General features: G+C 65.4%; 16 protein-coding genes and 1 other RNA gene. All 17 read right to left on the bottom strand.

What is annotated here, in order from left to right; translation table 11 throughout:
• Nucleotides 1–171: 171 nt before the first annotated feature.
• A non-coding RNA gene (locus tag ASF90_RS21995) (sX9 sRNA) lies at nt 172–248 on the bottom strand.
• Nucleotides 249–309: 61 nt separating this feature from the next.
• Nucleotides 310–993 (bottom strand): 7-carboxy-7-deazaguanine synthase QueE, encoded by a 684-nt coding sequence (queE, locus tag ASF90_RS09925; protein WP_055849104.1) that lies wholly within the window; start codon nt 991–993, stop codon nt 310–312.
• 42 nt (nt 994–1,035) lie between these two features.
• The gene (gene ybgF, locus ASF90_RS09920; RefSeq protein ID WP_055849101.1) at nt 1,036–1,854 is read right to left on the bottom strand and encodes a tol-pal system protein YbgF; all 819 of its coding nucleotides are present in this window, start codon (nt 1,852–1,854) and stop codon (nt 1,036–1,038) included.
• 6 nt (nt 1,855–1,860) lie between these two features.
• Nucleotides 1,861–2,379, bottom strand: a complete 519-nt coding sequence (gene pal / locus ASF90_RS09915; RefSeq protein ID WP_039423449.1) for a peptidoglycan-associated lipoprotein Pal — start codon at nt 2,377–2,379, stop codon at nt 1,861–1,863.
• A gap of 57 nt (nt 2,380–2,436) precedes the next feature.
• Entirely contained in the window at nt 2,437–3,756 is a 1,320-nt protein-coding gene (gene tolB / locus ASF90_RS09910; protein WP_055849099.1) for a Tol-Pal system beta propeller repeat protein TolB, read from the bottom strand.
• Between the two features lie 268 nt (nt 3,757–4,024).
• Complete coding sequence (gene tolA, locus ASF90_RS09905) at nt 4,025–5,062, bottom strand: cell envelope integrity protein TolA (protein ID WP_055849096.1); 1,038 nt, start codon at nt 5,060–5,062, stop codon at nt 4,025–4,027.
• Nucleotides 5,052–5,501: a protein TolR gene (gene tolR / locus ASF90_RS09900; protein ID WP_005996094.1), complete on the bottom strand. Its 450-nt coding sequence runs from the start codon at nt 5,499–5,501 to the stop codon at nt 5,052–5,054. Before tolR ends, tolA begins: the two co-directional genes overlap by 11 nt.
• A 178-nt stretch (nt 5,502–5,679) precedes the next feature.
• The gene (tolQ, locus tag ASF90_RS09895) at nt 5,680–6,459 is read right to left on the bottom strand and encodes a protein TolQ (RefSeq protein ID WP_005996093.1); all 780 of its coding nucleotides are present in this window, start codon (nt 6,457–6,459) and stop codon (nt 5,680–5,682) included.
• An 11-nt stretch (nt 6,460–6,470) separates the two neighbouring features.
• A complete protein-coding gene (ybgC, locus tag ASF90_RS09890) occupies nt 6,471–6,929 on the bottom strand; it encodes a tol-pal system-associated acyl-CoA thioesterase (protein WP_055849094.1) in 459 nt (152 codons plus the stop codon).
• 52 nt (nt 6,930–6,981) lie between these two features.
• A complete protein-coding gene (gene ruvB, locus ASF90_RS09885; RefSeq protein WP_055849093.1) occupies nt 6,982–8,022 on the bottom strand; it encodes a Holliday junction branch migration DNA helicase RuvB in 1,041 nt (346 codons plus the stop codon).
• A gap of 39 nt (nt 8,023–8,061) precedes the next feature.
• A complete protein-coding gene (locus ASF90_RS09880) occupies nt 8,062–9,183 on the bottom strand; it encodes an SMI1/KNR4 family protein (RefSeq protein ID WP_055849091.1) in 1,122 nt (373 codons plus the stop codon).
• Nucleotides 9,184–9,185: 2 nt separating this feature from the next.
• Nucleotides 9,186–11,093 (bottom strand): potassium transporter Kup, encoded by a 1,908-nt coding sequence (locus ASF90_RS09875; RefSeq protein ID WP_055849087.1) that lies wholly within the window; start codon nt 11,091–11,093, stop codon nt 9,186–9,188.
• A gap of 54 nt (nt 11,094–11,147) precedes the next feature.
• On the bottom strand, nt 11,148–11,732 hold the full coding sequence (ruvA, locus tag ASF90_RS09870; RefSeq protein WP_055849084.1) for a Holliday junction branch migration protein RuvA: 585 nt from the start codon (nt 11,730–11,732) through the stop codon (nt 11,148–11,150).
• A 118-nt stretch (nt 11,733–11,850) separates the two neighbouring features.
• A complete protein-coding gene (ruvC, locus tag ASF90_RS09865) occupies nt 11,851–12,375 on the bottom strand; it encodes a crossover junction endodeoxyribonuclease RuvC (protein WP_055849080.1) in 525 nt (174 codons plus the stop codon).
• A gap of 129 nt (nt 12,376–12,504) precedes the next feature.
• Entirely contained in the window at nt 12,505–13,233 is a 729-nt protein-coding gene (locus tag ASF90_RS09860) for a YebC/PmpR family DNA-binding transcriptional regulator (protein ID WP_055849077.1), read from the bottom strand.
• An 89-nt stretch (nt 13,234–13,322) separates the two neighbouring features.
• A complete protein-coding gene (locus ASF90_RS09855; RefSeq protein ID WP_055849074.1) occupies nt 13,323–14,012 on the bottom strand; it encodes an alpha/beta hydrolase in 690 nt (229 codons plus the stop codon).
• A 320-nt stretch (nt 14,013–14,332) separates the two neighbouring features.
• Nucleotides 14,333–14,860 (bottom strand): GNAT family N-acetyltransferase, encoded by a 528-nt coding sequence (locus tag ASF90_RS09850; protein ID WP_055849071.1) that lies wholly within the window; start codon nt 14,858–14,860, stop codon nt 14,333–14,335.
• Nucleotides 14,861–15,008: the final 148 nt, after the last annotated feature.

Here is a 15,008-nt window from a genome sequence, read left to right as displayed (position 1 = left end):
AGCTACCGATACGACTCAAAGCACCACCTCGCGATTGCTTCTGAAGGCACGCATGCTGGTTGGTGCCGCGCTAGCACGGGAGACGTCGGATGTTGCAGCCGCTGTGGAGACAGCCTCCTTGCTGCCATCCCCGCGCCAACGCGTCTGCAACGCAACCGGCGTACTCAAGACGGCCGACAAACCGGAGCGAGCAGTCGTCAGGTGGGTGTGGACGGCGCACTCAGAGCAGGCATGGAAGCGTGGTCCATGCCGCGCCAAGCGCCGGCTGTGCCCGCATGGCGGTGCGCGCAGTCGCTCTGTTAGTCGCTCTTAGCGGCCCGGCTCGTCGTCCCAGAGAATCTTGTGCAGCTGCATCTGGAAGCGGACCGGCAGGCGGTCGGCCACGATCCAGTCGGCGAGCTGGCGCGGCGTCACTTCGCTCTTGCTGGGTGAAAACCACACCGTGCAACGGCGGTCGAGCGCATGCGTCGCCACGATCTCGCGCGACCATTCGTAATCGGCGCGGCTGCAGATCACGAACTTGATCTGGTCGCGTGCGGTCAGCAATGCCAGGTTGTCCCAGCGGTTGCGCGGCTCTTCGCCCGAGGCAGGCGTCTTGATGTCGACTACACGCGAGACGCGCGCATCGACCTCGGAAACATCCAGTGCGCCGGAGGTTTCCAGCGACACATCGAAACCGGCATCGCAGAGCTTCTGCAGCAGTACCAGGCAGCGTTTTTGCGCCAGCGGCTCACCGCCGGTCACGCAGACATGCCGCACACCATGGCTGGCGACCTCGGCCACGATCGCGTCGATGTCATGCCACTGGCCGCCGTGAAAGGCGTAGGCGGTATCGCAGTAGTTGCACCGCAACGGGCAGCCCGTCAGGCGCACGAACACGGTTGGCCAGCCAGCCGCTTCGGCTTCGCCTTGCAGGGACAGGAAAATTTCGGTGATCTTCAATCGCGGCAACGGCGACTGGACGATCTCGCTGGGGACGGCGGCGGCGTTCATGGGCAAAGTATGCGCCGCGCCAACAGGCGACGACACGCGGGCTCAGCGCAGTTGCTGGCCGAGACGGATGGACTGCAGGCGTTCCTGGGCGACACGTGCTGCGTCCGAGCCCTGGTACTGCGAGACGACCTGCTGCAAGGTCTGCTGGGCTTCGTTGTTCTTGCCTTCGCCGTACTGCGACAGGCCGAGCTTCAACAGACCGCCAGCGGCCTTGTCATGCGTGGGATAGCGGCTGACGAGATCGCGGAACTGCGCCTCGGCAAGCTGGAAATTGCGGGTGGCGTAATAACTCTCACCCAGCCAATACAGCGCATTGGGGGTGTAGACACCATTGGGATAGAGCTCGAGAAAGCTCAAAAACAGCTGCGACGCGTCGTCGTATTTGCCGTTCTTCAATGCATCGAACGCGACGTTGTAGGCAGTGCGCTCATCGTTACTGACAGCCAGGGTGCCTGCGTCGCCATGGACGGACGGCGGCTTCTCGGAAGTGGCCGCCGCTGCAGGCCGCGCGGCCGGAGCCGGGGCTGGGGGGACGCTGCCGGTGGCAGAAGGCAGCGGAGGCGTTGCGCCACCTGCACCTTCCAACCGGTTCAGACGTCCGTCCAGGTCCAGATACTGGTCCTTGGACTGTTGCTTGAGTTGCTCGTTGTCGTGCTGCAGCTGTTCAACGGTCGCACGCAAGCCCTGCAGGTCCGAACGCGCCTGCTGCAGCTGGTTGAGAAGATCGTTGTTGGCCTGACTGTTGGCCTGCTGCTGCTCGAGTACCGCCACACGATCAGCGAGACTGGCTCGCTGGGCGTATGCCGGCGCGGCGACCACAAGGGCCGCCGCGACGAACAGAGATGTCACTCGAAAGCGCATCGTTTCTTACTGAGCCGTGTACACGATTTCGACGCGACGGTTCTGCGACCAGCAGCTTTCGCTGGTTTCGGTGCAGACCGGACGCTCTTCACCGTAGCTGACGACGGTCAGCTGGCTGGCCGAACCACCGGCAGCCTGCAGCGACGACGACACAGCATTGCCGCGGCGCTCGCCCAGGCCCATGTTGTACTCGCGCGAACCGCGCTCGTCAGCATTGCCCTGCAGGGTGATGCGCGAGGACGGACGGTCGCGCAGGTACTTGGCGTGGCACGCCATGATGGCCTGGAATTCCGGCTTCAGGGAGTCCTGATCCAGATCGAAGTAGACAACGCGCTGGCGCAGGCAAGCATCGGTATCCAGGTCGCCCGGGCCGTACAGGCCAGAGGTGGCCGGGCCGGTGGGAACGGAGGAACCGGCGGTGGTGTCGGTTGCAGGAGGCGGAGTTTCCTTCACCTTCTTCGAGCAACCAGCCAGCACGGCAACGGACAACAGGGAGACAAGCAAGACGCGGGTGGACTTGTTCATGGGATACCTATGGAGGCTCTGGGCCAATGAGTGGTTTAACGCAGCGAAATATTAACATTAATGCGCGGTTCGGTAAGGCCCCCAAGCGGGTTCTCTCACATCACCATCGGCCAGAACCAGACGCTGGCGAACCCGAGCGTCGGCGGATACGGCGTAAAGCACGCCCCGGCCACCCTCACGTGCGGCGTACAACACCATGCTGGCGTTGGGCGCAAAGCTCGGCGATTCGTCCAGCGAACCCGGCGAGAGCGTGCTCCAGCTGGGCGAACCCAGGCTGCGATCCATCATGGCGATGCGGTAGCTATTGCCACTGCCCTGCGCCACGGCAATCTTCTTGCCGTCGAACGACACGCTGGCGGTCGCGTTGTAATTGCCCTGGAAGGTCACGCGGTTGGCGCTGCCGCCGCTGGCAGCCACCTGATAGATCTGCGGACGACCGCCGCGATCGGAGGTGAAATAGATACTGCTGCCATCCGGCGCCCAGGTCGGCTCGGTATCGATGCCGAAGTGGTTGGTCAACTGGGTCAGCTGCTTGCTGCCCAGATCCATCACGTAGATCTCTGGGTTGCCGCTGCGCGACAGCGCCAGCGCCAGGCTACGGCCGTCCGGCGAGAACGACGGTGCGCCATTGATGCCGCGGAAGCTGGAGACCAGCTCACGTGCGCCGGTGGCGATGTCCTGCAGGTAGATCGAGGAATTGCCACGCTCGAAGCTCACGTAGGCCAGCTTCTTGCCATCCGGGCTCCAGTTCGGCGACAGCAGCGGCTCGGCCGAGCGCACGATGGTCTGCGGGTTGTAGCCATCCGAATCGGCCACCATCAGCGCGTAGCGCATGGCGCCACCCTTGCCGCTGGCGGTCACGTAGGCGATACGGGTCCAGAACGCGCCGCGCACGCCGGTGATTTTTTCGTAGATCGCATCGGCCATCTGGTGCGACACGTCACGCATCGCATTGGCGCGCGCGGTCATCGCCAGACCGAGCATGCGCTCGCCCTTGGCCACGTCAAACAGTTCGTACTCGACGCGATACGCGCCCTCGCCCGCATCCATCACGCGGCCGACGACGATGTAGTTCTGCTTGAGGGTGCGCCAGGTCTGGAACTGCACCTCGGTACCGCGGGTGGGCTTTTCGACGATCTGCGCTGCCGGCAACGTGCGGAACTGGCCGGAACGATCCAGGTCGGCGCCGACGACGGCAGACACATCGGTCTGCGGTGCGGTGCCGGAGCCCTGGTAGGGCATGGGGATGACGGTGATCGGCGTCGCCGAGGCGCTACCGCCCACGATGTCGATGGTGAGCCCTTGCTGTTGCGCGAGTGCGCTCAGCGGCAACAACAGGGCGGTCAAGGCAGCTAGCCAACGCAGCGGTTTTTTCATGGACGGCTCGGATCGGGCAGGAAAAGTGTGCAAGGGATACCAATCAGCGAGTGAACATACTCGCAATCATGAACGAGACAACGTGAAAATGGAGCGAGCGGTCGAGCGGCGAGGCAACTTCGTAAGGCCTGAATCTGGTCGGGCGCTACCAAGCCGCAATCGACGCCGGCAAGACATTAAGACGACAACGCATTGACCCGGTTGTCATCCCGGGCCTCGTCCCCCGGTGCAGCGCTCGCAAGCTGCCGCACCGCGATCCACCCAACGATTACTGATCCTGCGCGGTGAATACGAAGGTCAGATTGCGCTGGAACACCGATTCGAACCCGCGATACGGCAGCGGCTGTGCGCTCAACACCGCGGCCTCGATCGAGCGCTGGCCGGCCTCGTCGTACGGGCAACCCGGCGCGACCTTGGCCTCCATCACGCTGCCACCGGGCAACTGACGGATGTTGATGGTGCACTTCTGCCCCGGCGGCACCGATGGCGGGCGCACCCACTGGGCAAGCACCTTCTGCTGGATCGCGGCGGCGTACTTGGCCGACAGGTCGGTACTGGTGCCGCCTTGCCCCGCGGTCGGCTGCGCACTGGTCGCTGCCGCGGCAGAGGCCTGCTGCGCGCGCGCAGCCGCAACCTGGCGCAGCTTCTGCTCGGCCAGCGTAGCCTCCTTGGTGGCCTGCTCACGCTGGCGGCGGATGTCGGCGATCTTTTTCTGGCGCTCGACATCGGCAGCCTGCTCGGCAGCGGCCTGCTTCTTCTTGGCGTCGGCCTCTTCCTGCTGCTTGGCCAGGCGCAGTTTCTGCTCAGCCTCGTCCTGACGCTTACGCTCGGTCAGGTCGATCTGCTCCTGGCGGCGCTTGGCTTCCTGTTCCTGCTTGGCTTTCTCTTCGGAAATGGCCAGCGCATCGACCTTGTCCTGGTCGACCTTGTCCGGCTGGGCAACGCGTTCCTGCGCCTGTGCCTGCTGCTGCGTAGGCGCATCCTGCGGGCGCAGCTCCGGGATCGGCTGCGGCGGCGGCACACTTTCTTCCGGCGCGGGCTCGGGCAACGGTGCCGGCGGCGGGGGGGCTTCCACCGGCGTGGCCTTCAGCGCCTGACGCGCGACGCGTGCCTCGGCGGCGGAAACGTCCAGCGAGGCTTCCATACTGGGATCGCCCGCAGCCGGTTCGACCGAGCGTTCGGGCGACCACAGCCAGCCGGCGATGAACACCAGCGCGACCAGAATATGCACGACCAAGGCCAGCATGACCGGTCGCAGCCAGCCATCCTCGCGCGCGCCCTGGGTGGGGAGTGCGTCAGCGTGCATCGCTGCCTGCAGTGCCGCCGGAGTCGGAGATCAGGCCGACCTTCTCGACCTTGGCCTGCTTGAGCACGTCGATGGCGTCCATGATCTTTTGATATGGCGCGGCGCGATCGCCAGCCACCACCACGCGTGCATCCTTGTCCTGCGCCACGATGGCGGCCAGCTGCGCCTGCAGCGCATTGACGTCCATGGCCTGCGGCTTGCCCTTGGGCAGCTGCAATGCCAGTTGGCCATCGGCGGCAACCACCACCACGATCGGGTCCTGCTTGCTTTCCAGCGCCTTGGCGCGCGAGCTCGGCAGGCTGACGTCGGTACTCAGGGTCAACAGCGGCGCGGTCACCATGAAGATGATCAGCAGCACCAGCATCACGTCGATGTATGGCACGACGTTGATGTCGGATTTGAGCTTGCGCTTCTTACGGCGGGAAATACCGGAAATCATCGCGAAACGTTCCTAATTAATCCCTCGCACAGACGTGTGCGACCTGTCGCCAGTGGCTCGCCTGTCCAGGTGCTGCAGACCAGTGCGTGCGCATCGGCGGCGGACGTATCCAGCCGCCGCGCGGTGCAGGTTCCTGCAACGCGCGCGCGCAGGCCAGAGAGCTTGCGAGAGAGGCGCATTACTCGTCCGCGCCAGCCTGGCGCTGCAGGATGGAGCTGAACTCGTCGGCGAAGGTTTCGTAGCGCACCGACAGCCGTTCCACGCGGGTGGTGAAGCGGTTGTAGGCCCACACCGCCGGGATCGCCACGAACAGGCCGATGGCGGTGGCGAACAAGGCTTCGGAAATACCCGGCGCCACGGCCGCGATACCGGCCTGCTCGCCGCTGCTGACCATGTCGTGCATGGTCACCATGATGCCGAACACGGTGCCGACCAGGCCGACGTACGGCGCGGTGGAGCCGATGTTGGCCAGCAATTCGAGATTGCGCTCCAGCTGATCGACCTCACGGGTGAAGGCGGTCCGCATGGCGCGCTGTGCGCCTTCGAGCTGCACGCGCGCATCCAGGCGGCGGCGATCGCGTAGCCGCGAAAATTCGCGAAAACCGCTTTCGAACATCGATTCCAGACCACCGACGGTGCGGTTGCGGTCGGTTGCCGAAGCGTAGAGCTTGGCAAGATCGGCGCCGGACCAGAAGCGGTTTTCGAACTCATCCGCCTCGCGGTTGGCCTGCTTGAACGCACGCGCCTTGCGGAAAATGATCACCCAACTGATGAACGAGCCGATCAACAGCAACAGCACGATGATCTTCACCGGGATGCTGGCGCGCAGGATCAGATCAACATAGTTGATGCTGCTGTTATGCGCCGCCGTGGCGGTTTGCGCCGCGGCCGCGGTGACTTCCTGCGGTAGTGCTTCCACTACCGTGTCCTGCAGGGCCAGGAGCAATGCAATCGACATCCGTTGGTTCCTCAGTAATCTGATTCTGGGGTTTCTAAAGCTTTCAACACGTCATACAGCGCATCGTCCATGCCGCGCGGGCGGAAGTCGCTGGTGCCGAGTGCGGCGATGCGCACCTCGGCAGTCAACAGCACCTCGCCTTCGCGACGGACCGACTGCGCAAACAGCAGGCTGGCCCGTTTGCATTTCAGCAATACCGCCGACACAGACAGCGCGTCGTCGAGCCGGGCCGGCTTGAGGAAATCCAGTTGCATCGAGCGGACCGCAAACACCAGACCGTGGTCCTGGCGCATCAGATCCTGCCCGTAACCGACCGCGCGCATCCACTCGGTGCGCGCGCGTTCCATGAAAGCAACGTAGCGCGCGTGGTAGACCACCCCGCCGGCGTCGGTATCTTCCCAGTAGACGCGTGTCGGCCAACTGAATACAGGCGGGGAATCGGGAGACGGGAATCGGGAATCGGTGGTCATGGGGACGGATTGTTGGTCGAGACGGCCTGAGCAAGCGACAAGCGGAGCGTCATCAGAACAGGTCTCCCGGCTCGCCGATGGCTGGTGCGCGGTCGCGCGGCGGCTTCAGGCCCAGGTGCAGATAGGCCTTGGTGGTGACCATGCGGCCGCGCGCGGTGCGGATCAGAAAACCCTGCTGGATCAGGTAGGGCTCGATCACGTCTTCCAGCGTGCCGCGCTCTTCCGACAACGAGGCGGCCAAGGATTCCACACCCACCGGGCCGCCGTCGAAATGTTCGACGATGGTGCGCAACATGCGGCGATCGAGCTCGTCGAAGCCTTCCGGGTCGACCTTGAGCATCTGCATGGCGGCCTGCGCCACCGGCAGATCGATATGGCCGGCGGCTTTGACCTGGGCGAAATCGCGCACGCGGCGCAGCAGCCGGTTGGCGATACGCGGGGTGCCACGTGCGCGACGCGCGATTTCGGCGGCGCCGTCGGGCGTGCAGTCGATGCCCAGAATCGCGGCCGAGCGGATCACGATGCGGGTGAGCTCTGCCGGCGAATAGAACTCCAGCCGCTGCACGATGCCGAAACGGTCGCGCAGCGGCGCGGTCAGCAGACCGGCGCGGGTGGTGGCGCCGATCAGCGTAAACGGCGGCAGATCGATCTTGATCGAGCGTGCGGCCGGGCCGTCGCCGATCATGATGTCGATCTGGAAATCTTCCATCGCCGGGTACAGCACTTCTTCCACCACGGGCGACAGCCGATGGATTTCGTCGATGAACAACACGTCGTGCGGCTGCAGGTTGGTCAGTAGCGCGGCCAGATCGCCGGCCTTTTCGATCACCGGCCCGGAGGTGGAACGCAGGTTGACGCCCAGCTCATTGGCAATGACGTGGCTGAGCGTGGTCTTGCCCAGGCCGGGCGGGCCGAAGATCAGCACGTGATCCATCGCCTCGCCACGCGCCTTGGCAGCCTGGATGTAGATCTCCATCTGCTCGCGCACCGGCTGCTGGCCGAGGTAATCGGCCAGGCGCTTGGGGCGGATGCTCGCATCGGCGGCATCGTCTTCGCGGGTGGCGCTGCTGGCGATGATGCGCTGTTCGGTCATCCCGCCATCTTCGCATGCCGCGCGCGGGCGGCGCAGCTTCTAGAAATCAAGATCGGCCTGCCGCAGCACGCTGAAGAACGCATCGAAGCTGGGCGCGCGCCAGGTCGGGACCAGCCCCTCCCATTTCTCGAAATAGACGACTTCCGGCTCGCCCTGCGGGCCGCGCGCGCGATAGTCCAGGCACAGCAGGCAATCGATGTTGTGGCACGACAGCACCAGCACCTGGTCCAGGCCGGCATGCAGGCACGCCGCCGCACTGAAGTCGTCAGGGTCTTCGAAGGCCGCGGCCAGGTCCAGCAGGCTGCCGATCTGCGCAAGCGGCGATAGATACCGATCCACCAGCACGCATTCCCAATCCACGTAATGCGCGGAAGCAAAGCGCGTGCGCGGCACCCAGCACCAGCCCGTGTCGCCGCCGTCCTGGACGCTATACAGCCGCTTGAACAACGCCGGCAAGCGCACGCCCAGCCGCGCTTCGGCAGCGGCCAGCGCACCGGCATCTGCGGCCGCTGCGGTGTCGTTCCAATGCCCGGGGCCGCTCCAGAAAGTGCGCAATGCCGGTGGCTGAGGCTGCCAGTGCACCAGCTCGTTCTCATCGTGCTTGGCCTGCAATGCAGGCGACCAGTGCACGACATCGACAAGCTGCGACAGCAGAGCGTCCACGTTCTCGAACACGATCAACCGACGGTTCCCGCCGGCATCGACATAGACCAGGGTGGGCTCGGCGCCGGGCACGGAATAATCCAGACACAAGGCCCGGCTGGGTGAGCGGTGGTCGGCGGCGATGACGATCAGGCGGCGATCGTCGCCACCGGCGGCCAGACCGGCAAATGCATCATCGCGGTAGTCCTCGCGGGCACGCACCTGCGCGAAGGAAAACAACTCCGCGCTGCCAAGCAGGCGCGCGCGCGGGATCAGCCATTCGGCCTTAAGCCAGTTGTCCGGCTCATCGAGCGACTGACCACGCGCCATCTGCACCGCGCCGCCGTCATAGCGCGCATACAACGTGCGTAGCCACGTCGGCAGATGCACCTCGAGCCGCGCTTGCGCGGCGGCGATGGCGGCCTCGCTTGCCGGTGCACGCCCAAGATTCAGCGCTTCGTCCCAGAAGGTATCCAGGCTCGGCGAGCGGCCGTAGACCATCCACTGCAGACCAGCCACGCTCAGATCTCCACTTGCGCGCCCAACTCGACCAGGCGGTTACCGGGAATACGGAAGAAGCCGGTGGCCGGGGCGGCGTTGCGATGCATCAGCGCGAACAGCTTGTCGCGCCAGATCGGCATGCCGCGGTTGGCGCTGGCCACGATGGTTTCGCGGCTGGCGAAGAAGGTGGTGTCCATCGGGTCGAAATGGATGCCGCCCTGGTCGCAGGAGCGCATCAGCGCCAGCGGCACGTCGGGCGTTTCCATGAAGCCGAAGCGCACGTAGACGCGGTAGAACTCGTCACCGATCGATTCGATCTGCAGGCGCTTGTCTACCGGCGCATACGGGATCGGCAAGGTGTCGACGTTGAGGAAGATGTTGCGTTCGTGCAGCACCTTGTTGTGCTTGAGGTTGTGCATCAGCGCATGCGGCACGACCATCGGATCGGCGGTCAAGAACACCGCCATGCCCGGCACGCGCGCCGGCGGCGCCAGCATCAGGCCCGGCAGGAAGCTGTCGATGCGGATGCCGTCCTTGCGGATCTCTTCGCGCAGCAGCGCGCGGCCACGCCGCCAGGTGCGCATCAGGGTAAACACCACGATGCCCAGCGCCAGCGGGAACCACGCGCCCTGCAGCAGCTTGGCGCCGTTGGCGATGACAAACGCCAGCTCGATGATGAAGAACACCACGCACAGCGGCAGCACCCAGTTGCGCCAGCGCGGCCACAACGACCGCGCCACCAGGGCCAGCAGCAAGGTGTCGATCAGCATCGTCATCGAGACCGAGATGCCGTACGCCACGGCCAGATTGGTGGAGCTGCGGAAGATCAGCACCAGCGCGATCACCATCACCATCAACAGCCAGTTGATGCCGGGCACGTAGATCTGGCCGATGGTGGTGCGCGAGGTGTGCTTGATCTGCATGCGCGGGATGTAGCCCAGCTGCATGGCCTGGCGGGCCACCGAATACGCACCGGTGATCACCGCCTGCGAGGCGATTACCGCCGCCAGCGTGGCCAGGATGATCATCGGGTACAGCGCCCAGCTGGGCACCGCTTCGAAGAACGGGTTTTTCAGTGCGGCAGGGTGATTGAGCACCAGTGCGCCCTGGCCCAGGTAATTGAGCAGCAGCATCGGCAGCACGAAGAAGTACCAGCCATGCCGGATCGGGCGCGCGCCGAAATGGCCCATGTCCGCATACAGCGCTTCACCGCCGGTCACCGCCAGCACCACCGCGCCGAGGATGAACACCCCGTGCCAGCCGTGCTCCATGAAGAAGCGGATCGCCCACCACGGGTTGAAGGCTTTCATCACTTCCGGCGCATCGACGATGTTCCAGATGCCGATCGCGCCCAGCGACAGAAACCACAGACAAGTGATCGGGCCGAACACCTTGCCGACCGTTTCGGTGCCGAAGCGCTGCACCATGAACACGATCAGCAGCACCACCACGGTGATCGGCACGATGAAGGGGTGCAGGCTGGGCGCGGCGATCTCCAGGCCTTCCACCGCGCCCATCACCGAGATGGCCGGCGTGATCACACCGTCGCCGAAGAACAGCGAGGCGCCGAAGATCCCGAGGATGCCAACCACGTACGCCGATCGCGAGCCCTGTTTGAGGGTGCGCTGGGTCAGCGCCATCAGCGCCATGATGCCGCCCTCGCCCTCGTTGTCGGCACGCATGATGATGGTGACGTACTTGAGCGTGACGGTGATCATCAGCGCCCAGAACGCCAGTGACAGCACGCCCAGCACGGTGTCGTGATCGCTGGTCAACCCGTAGTGCGGCGAAAACGCCTCCTTGAGGGTGTACAGCGGACTGGTGCCGATATCGCCGAAGACGACGCCGATGGCGCCGACGACCAAGGCCATATGGCTGTTGGCAGGCGCGTGGCCGTGGCCAGCTGCGGGAGTGGAGGTCTGTGACATTGAGTGGGCAGGTTATCGCTGAAGGGCGTGAAGAATGAGAAAGGCCGAGCTCGCTTAACGCAGCGCGGCCTGGAGTGCCTTGCGAATGACCGTGGCGACTTCGTCGCCTTCTGCCCCGGCCTCGCGTGCCATGCGTGCGGCCTCGGCCGGCTTGTAACCCAGTTGCTGCAAGGCGACCGTGGCTTCGGATACCGCATCCGGACCCAGCTGGCCGGTGATCGGCGCGCCGCTGCTGAAGTCGGCGGCGCGGTCGCGCAGCTCAACCACCATGCGCTCGGCGGTCTTCTTGCCAATGCCCGGAATGCGCGTCAGCGCGGTGATGTCGCCGCCGGTGACCAGGCGGGCGAACTCGTCCACGCTGACCCCGGAGAGCACCGCCAGCGCAATTTTGGCGCCGATCCCGGTGACTTTTTGCACGTCGCGAAACAGCCGCCGCTCGCCCTCGCGCAGGAAGCCGTACAGCGCGACGCTGTCTTCCTTTTGCGCGTAATGGGTGAACAGGATGACGTCGCGACCGACATCGGGCAGATCGTAGAAGGTGCTCATCGGCGCCTCCAGCTCGTACCCCACCCCGCCCACGTCGATCACCAGCCACGGCGGCTGCTTGTAGGCCAGGATCCCGCGCAGACGGCCGATCATTGGGCACCGCCTTGGCGGTGCCGGGAATGGGGAATCGGGAATGGGGAATCGAAACAGCACGCGCCGTTGTGGACTCCGCTCTCGGCGTTTCCGATTCCCGATTCCCGATTCCCGATTCTCATTTCTTGCGGCTCCAGGCCTGTTGGGTAGTGACGCCCAGACGCTGCGCGGTGGCGCGGACGTGGGCGTGGGTGATGGCGACCGCCAGTGCATCGGCGGCGTCGGCCTGCAGCTTGCCTTTCAGGTTGAGCATGATGCCGACCATGTGCTGCACCTGCACCTTGTCCGCGCCGCCCTTGCCGACCAGCGCGAGCTTGATTTCAGTGGCAGCGTACTCGTGCACCGGCAGATCGCGCATGACGACCGCGCAGATCGCCGCGCCACGTGCATGGCCGAGCTTGAGCGCCGAAGCGGCACTTTTGCCCATGAAGACCTTTTCGATCGCCACTTCATCCGGCCGGTAGGTCTCGATCAACTCGCCCAACCCGTGCAGCAGGCGCTTGAGCCGCTGCGCAAAGTCGCCCTCGCCCAGCAGCACCAGCGGTGCGTGATGCACATGCCGGCTGCGACCGCCCTCGTCGATGTCGATGATGCCGACCCCGGTGCGCTGGGAGCCGGGATCGATGCCCAGGATGCGGGTCATCGAGGGGCCGGGAATCGGGAGTCGGGAATCGGGAATGGGTAAAGCGGCCTACTGGCGTGCTCGACGTCGCCGAGCACCGCAGGATGCAGTCGTTTCGATTCCCGATTCTCCATTCTCAATTCCCGGCGCCTACGCGCCGAAACTCGATTGATCGACGTTCGAATACACGTCCTGGACATCGTCCAGGTCTTCGAGCAGGTCGAGCAGCTTGCGGACCTGCAGGGCCGTGTCGCCGTCGACGGCGATGTCGTTTTCGGCGCGGAAGGTGACTTCGGCGTGGGCCGGTTCCAGGCCGGCCGCAGCCAGGGCGTCCTTGACCTGGGCGAAGGCATCCGGGGCGGTCAGCACGTCGATGGCGCCGTCTTCCGGGTACACCACCACGTCGTCGGCGCCGGCTTCGATGGCCGCGTCGGTGAGGGTGTCTTCATCGATGCCGGCGGCAAAACTGAGCACGCCCAGGCGCTTGAACATGAAGGCCACCGAGCCATCGGTGCCCATGTTGCCGCCGCATTTGCTGAAGGCATGGCGCACGTCGGCCACGGTGCGCACGCGGTTGTCGGTCAGGCAGTCCACGATCACCGCCACGCCGCCGGGCGCGTAGCCCTCGTAGCGCACTTCTTCGTATTCCACGCCTTCCAGCTCGCCGGTGGACTTCTTGATGGCGCGTTCGATCACGTCCTTGGACATGTTCGCCGACAGGCCCTTGTCCATGGCGGTGCGCAGGCGCGGATTATTGGACACATCGCCGCCGCCGGCGCGCGCAGCGACGCTGATCTCGCGGATGATCTTGGTGAACATCTTGCCGCGTTTGGCGTCGGAGGCGTTCTTGCGGCCTTCGATCGAGGGGCCTCTACCCATGGGTGATTCCAGACTGGCTTGGATGACAGGGCGCGGATTTTACCTGATTGCTTGCACTCACCGGGGCCGCGACATCCGCCAGCGGATGTTCAAGACGAAAAGCGGCCGCTGCGCAGGAAGGCCAACGCCTGCCGGGCGGCCTCGGGCGAGCGCAACAGCCCGCTGTGGCTGGCGTGCACCACGCAGTGGTCGCGCAGCCCCGGCAGACGGGTTTCGGCCAGCGCCACGGTGCCGTCCGAGCCCTCGGCCAGCGGCGCCAGCCAGCGGCCGACCCCGCGCGGCACGCACCCGGCGACCTGGCCGATCTCGACCGGGCCGTCCCAGCGCGCAAACCCTTGCTGCAGCAGGGCGGCGCTGCGCCCCATCGCCCAGACGCCCCCGCGCCGCGCCAGTCCGCGCGCAGCGGCGCTGCCGCACAGGGGCGAGCCCAGGCAGACCACGCGACGCACCGGTAGGTCGGGGGCATCGCACAAGGCCTGCAGGGCCATCAGCCCACCCAGGCTGTGGCAGACCAGCAATTGCGCGCGGCTGGTGCGCAGGCGTTCGATCAAGCGCGGCACCGCCTGGGCCGGCCCGCCGAGCACGCTGGCATAGCCGAACAACGCAGGCGCCAGCCCATCGGCGCGCATCCGGCGCGCAAGCGGCAACAGCCAGTGCGCGGTATTCCAGATGCCGTGCACCAGCAGCACATCGGCGGTGGCGGTGGCGGTGGCGGTGGCCGCGTGCTTGCGCGGACTGCGCCGAGGGATGACAGGGATGGCCGACGATGCGTTGGACAAGGACGTGGTTACCGGAAGGGAAGGTGAGCGTCAGGCGAATGTCTGACGCGCATGGGGTCTGCAGCACCGACTGCGCGATTGCGATCGTAGGCCCGCTGCGCCGATCTTGCGGCAAGCGCAGTCGCGCCTGGGCAGAACAGAATGCCTTGCCGCGCTGCCACGGTTAGGCAGCCCTGGCTTGGAGCCGCGAATACACCGTAGCGAGCGGCTGCCAGGCGGGCGCGGGTGGCGCACGGGAGACGGCCTGCCCGAGCGACACATGCCGATTCCGCGGCACCGGCCGCGCTGGTCCGATGCGCGTGCAGTCGTTTGGTCGTCGCTTAGTCGGCCGCCAGCACCGGCTTGCGGCGCAGGATGAACTCGCGGTCGACGATCTTGCCCACCGGGAAATCGTATTCGCCGATTTTTTCGAAACCGTAGCGGGCGTAGAAGCGCTGCGCACCGAAATTCTCCGACCACACACCGATCCACAAGGTGTGTGGGCCGTCGCGTTCGAGCCATTCCAAGGCAGTTTCGAACAGCCGGCTGCCCCAGCCGCTGCTCTGGTAGTCCTTCAATAGATACAGGCGCTTGAGTTCCCTGTCGCCGGGGCGCACCTCGTCGTGCGGCAAACCGCATGGGCCGGCGGCGGCGTGGCCAACCAGCAGGTTGTCCAGCTCCAGCAACCAGATCGCGTAGTCCGGATGCGCCAGCACGATACGCGCACGCTCCACCGCATAGGTCTCTTCCAGAAAACCGCGCAAGTCTTCTTCCGGATACAGATGCCCGAAGGTTTCGGTAAACGTCTGCGCAGCCAGAAGCGACAGCGCTTCGGCATCGTCCGGCGTGGCGCGGCGGATGCGGGTCATGCGGGCCTCTCGTGCCGGGTGGACGTGGCAGCTTCTCGCATGCGGCGGCGGTTCTGCAAGTTGGGGAATCGGGAATCGGGAATCGGGAATCGGGCAAGCATCTGCGATGCGTGGATTACCCGTGTGCGGGATTCGGTGTGGGCGCTGA

This window comes from Xanthomonas sp. Leaf148, assembly GCF_001423585.1.
Taxonomy (GTDB): Bacteria; Pseudomonadota; Gammaproteobacteria; order Xanthomonadales; family Xanthomonadaceae; genus Xanthomonas.
The sequence above is the reverse complement of the archived record's forward strand: the minus strand, read 5'-3'. Positions and strand labels throughout refer to the sequence as shown.

Coding starts and splice junctions, on each gene's coding strand:
- tolQ (WP_005996093.1), bottom strand. CDS start 6,459: ATGTCGATTGCATTGCTCCTGGCCCTGCAGGACACGGTAGTGGAAGCA.
- ruvB (WP_055849093.1), bottom strand. CDS start 8,022: ATGACCGAACAGCGCATCATCGCCAGCAGCGCCACCCGCGAAGACGAT.
- tolB (WP_055849099.1), bottom strand. CDS start 3,756: ATGAAAAAACCGCTGCGTTGGCTAGCTGCCTTGACCGCCCTGTTGTTG.
- tolR (WP_005996094.1), bottom strand. CDS start 5,501: ATGATTTCCGGTATTTCCCGCCGTAAGAAGCGCAAGCTCAAATCCGAC.
- pal (WP_039423449.1), bottom strand. CDS start 2,379: ATGAACAAGTCCACCCGCGTCTTGCTTGTCTCCCTGTTGTCCGTTGCC.
- ybgF (WP_055849101.1), bottom strand. CDS start 1,854: ATGCGCTTTCGAGTGACATCTCTGTTCGTCGCGGCGGCCCTTGTGGTC.
- ASF90_RS09860 (WP_055849077.1), bottom strand. CDS start 13,233: ATGGGTAGAGGCCCCTCGATCGAAGGCCGCAAGAACGCCTCCGACGCC.
- ybgC (WP_055849094.1), bottom strand. CDS start 6,929: ATGACCACCGATTCCCGATTCCCGTCTCCCGATTCCCCGCCTGTATTC.
- queE (WP_055849104.1), bottom strand. CDS start 993: ATGAACGCCGCCGCCGTCCCCAGCGAGATCGTCCAGTCGCCGTTGCCG.
- ruvC (WP_055849080.1), bottom strand. CDS start 12,375: ATGACCCGCATCCTGGGCATCGATCCCGGCTCCCAGCGCACCGGGGTC.
- tolA (WP_055849096.1), bottom strand. CDS start 5,062: ATGCACGCTGACGCACTCCCCACCCAGGGCGCGCGCGAGGATGGCTGG.
- ASF90_RS09875 (WP_055849087.1), bottom strand. CDS start 11,093: ATGTCACAGACCTCCACTCCCGCAGCTGGCCACGGCCACGCGCCTGCC.
- ruvA (WP_055849084.1), bottom strand. CDS start 11,732: ATGATCGGCCGTCTGCGCGGGATCCTGGCCTACAAGCAGCCGCCGTGG.
- ASF90_RS09850 (WP_055849071.1), bottom strand. CDS start 14,860: ATGACCCGCATCCGCCGCGCCACGCCGGACGATGCCGAAGCGCTGTCG.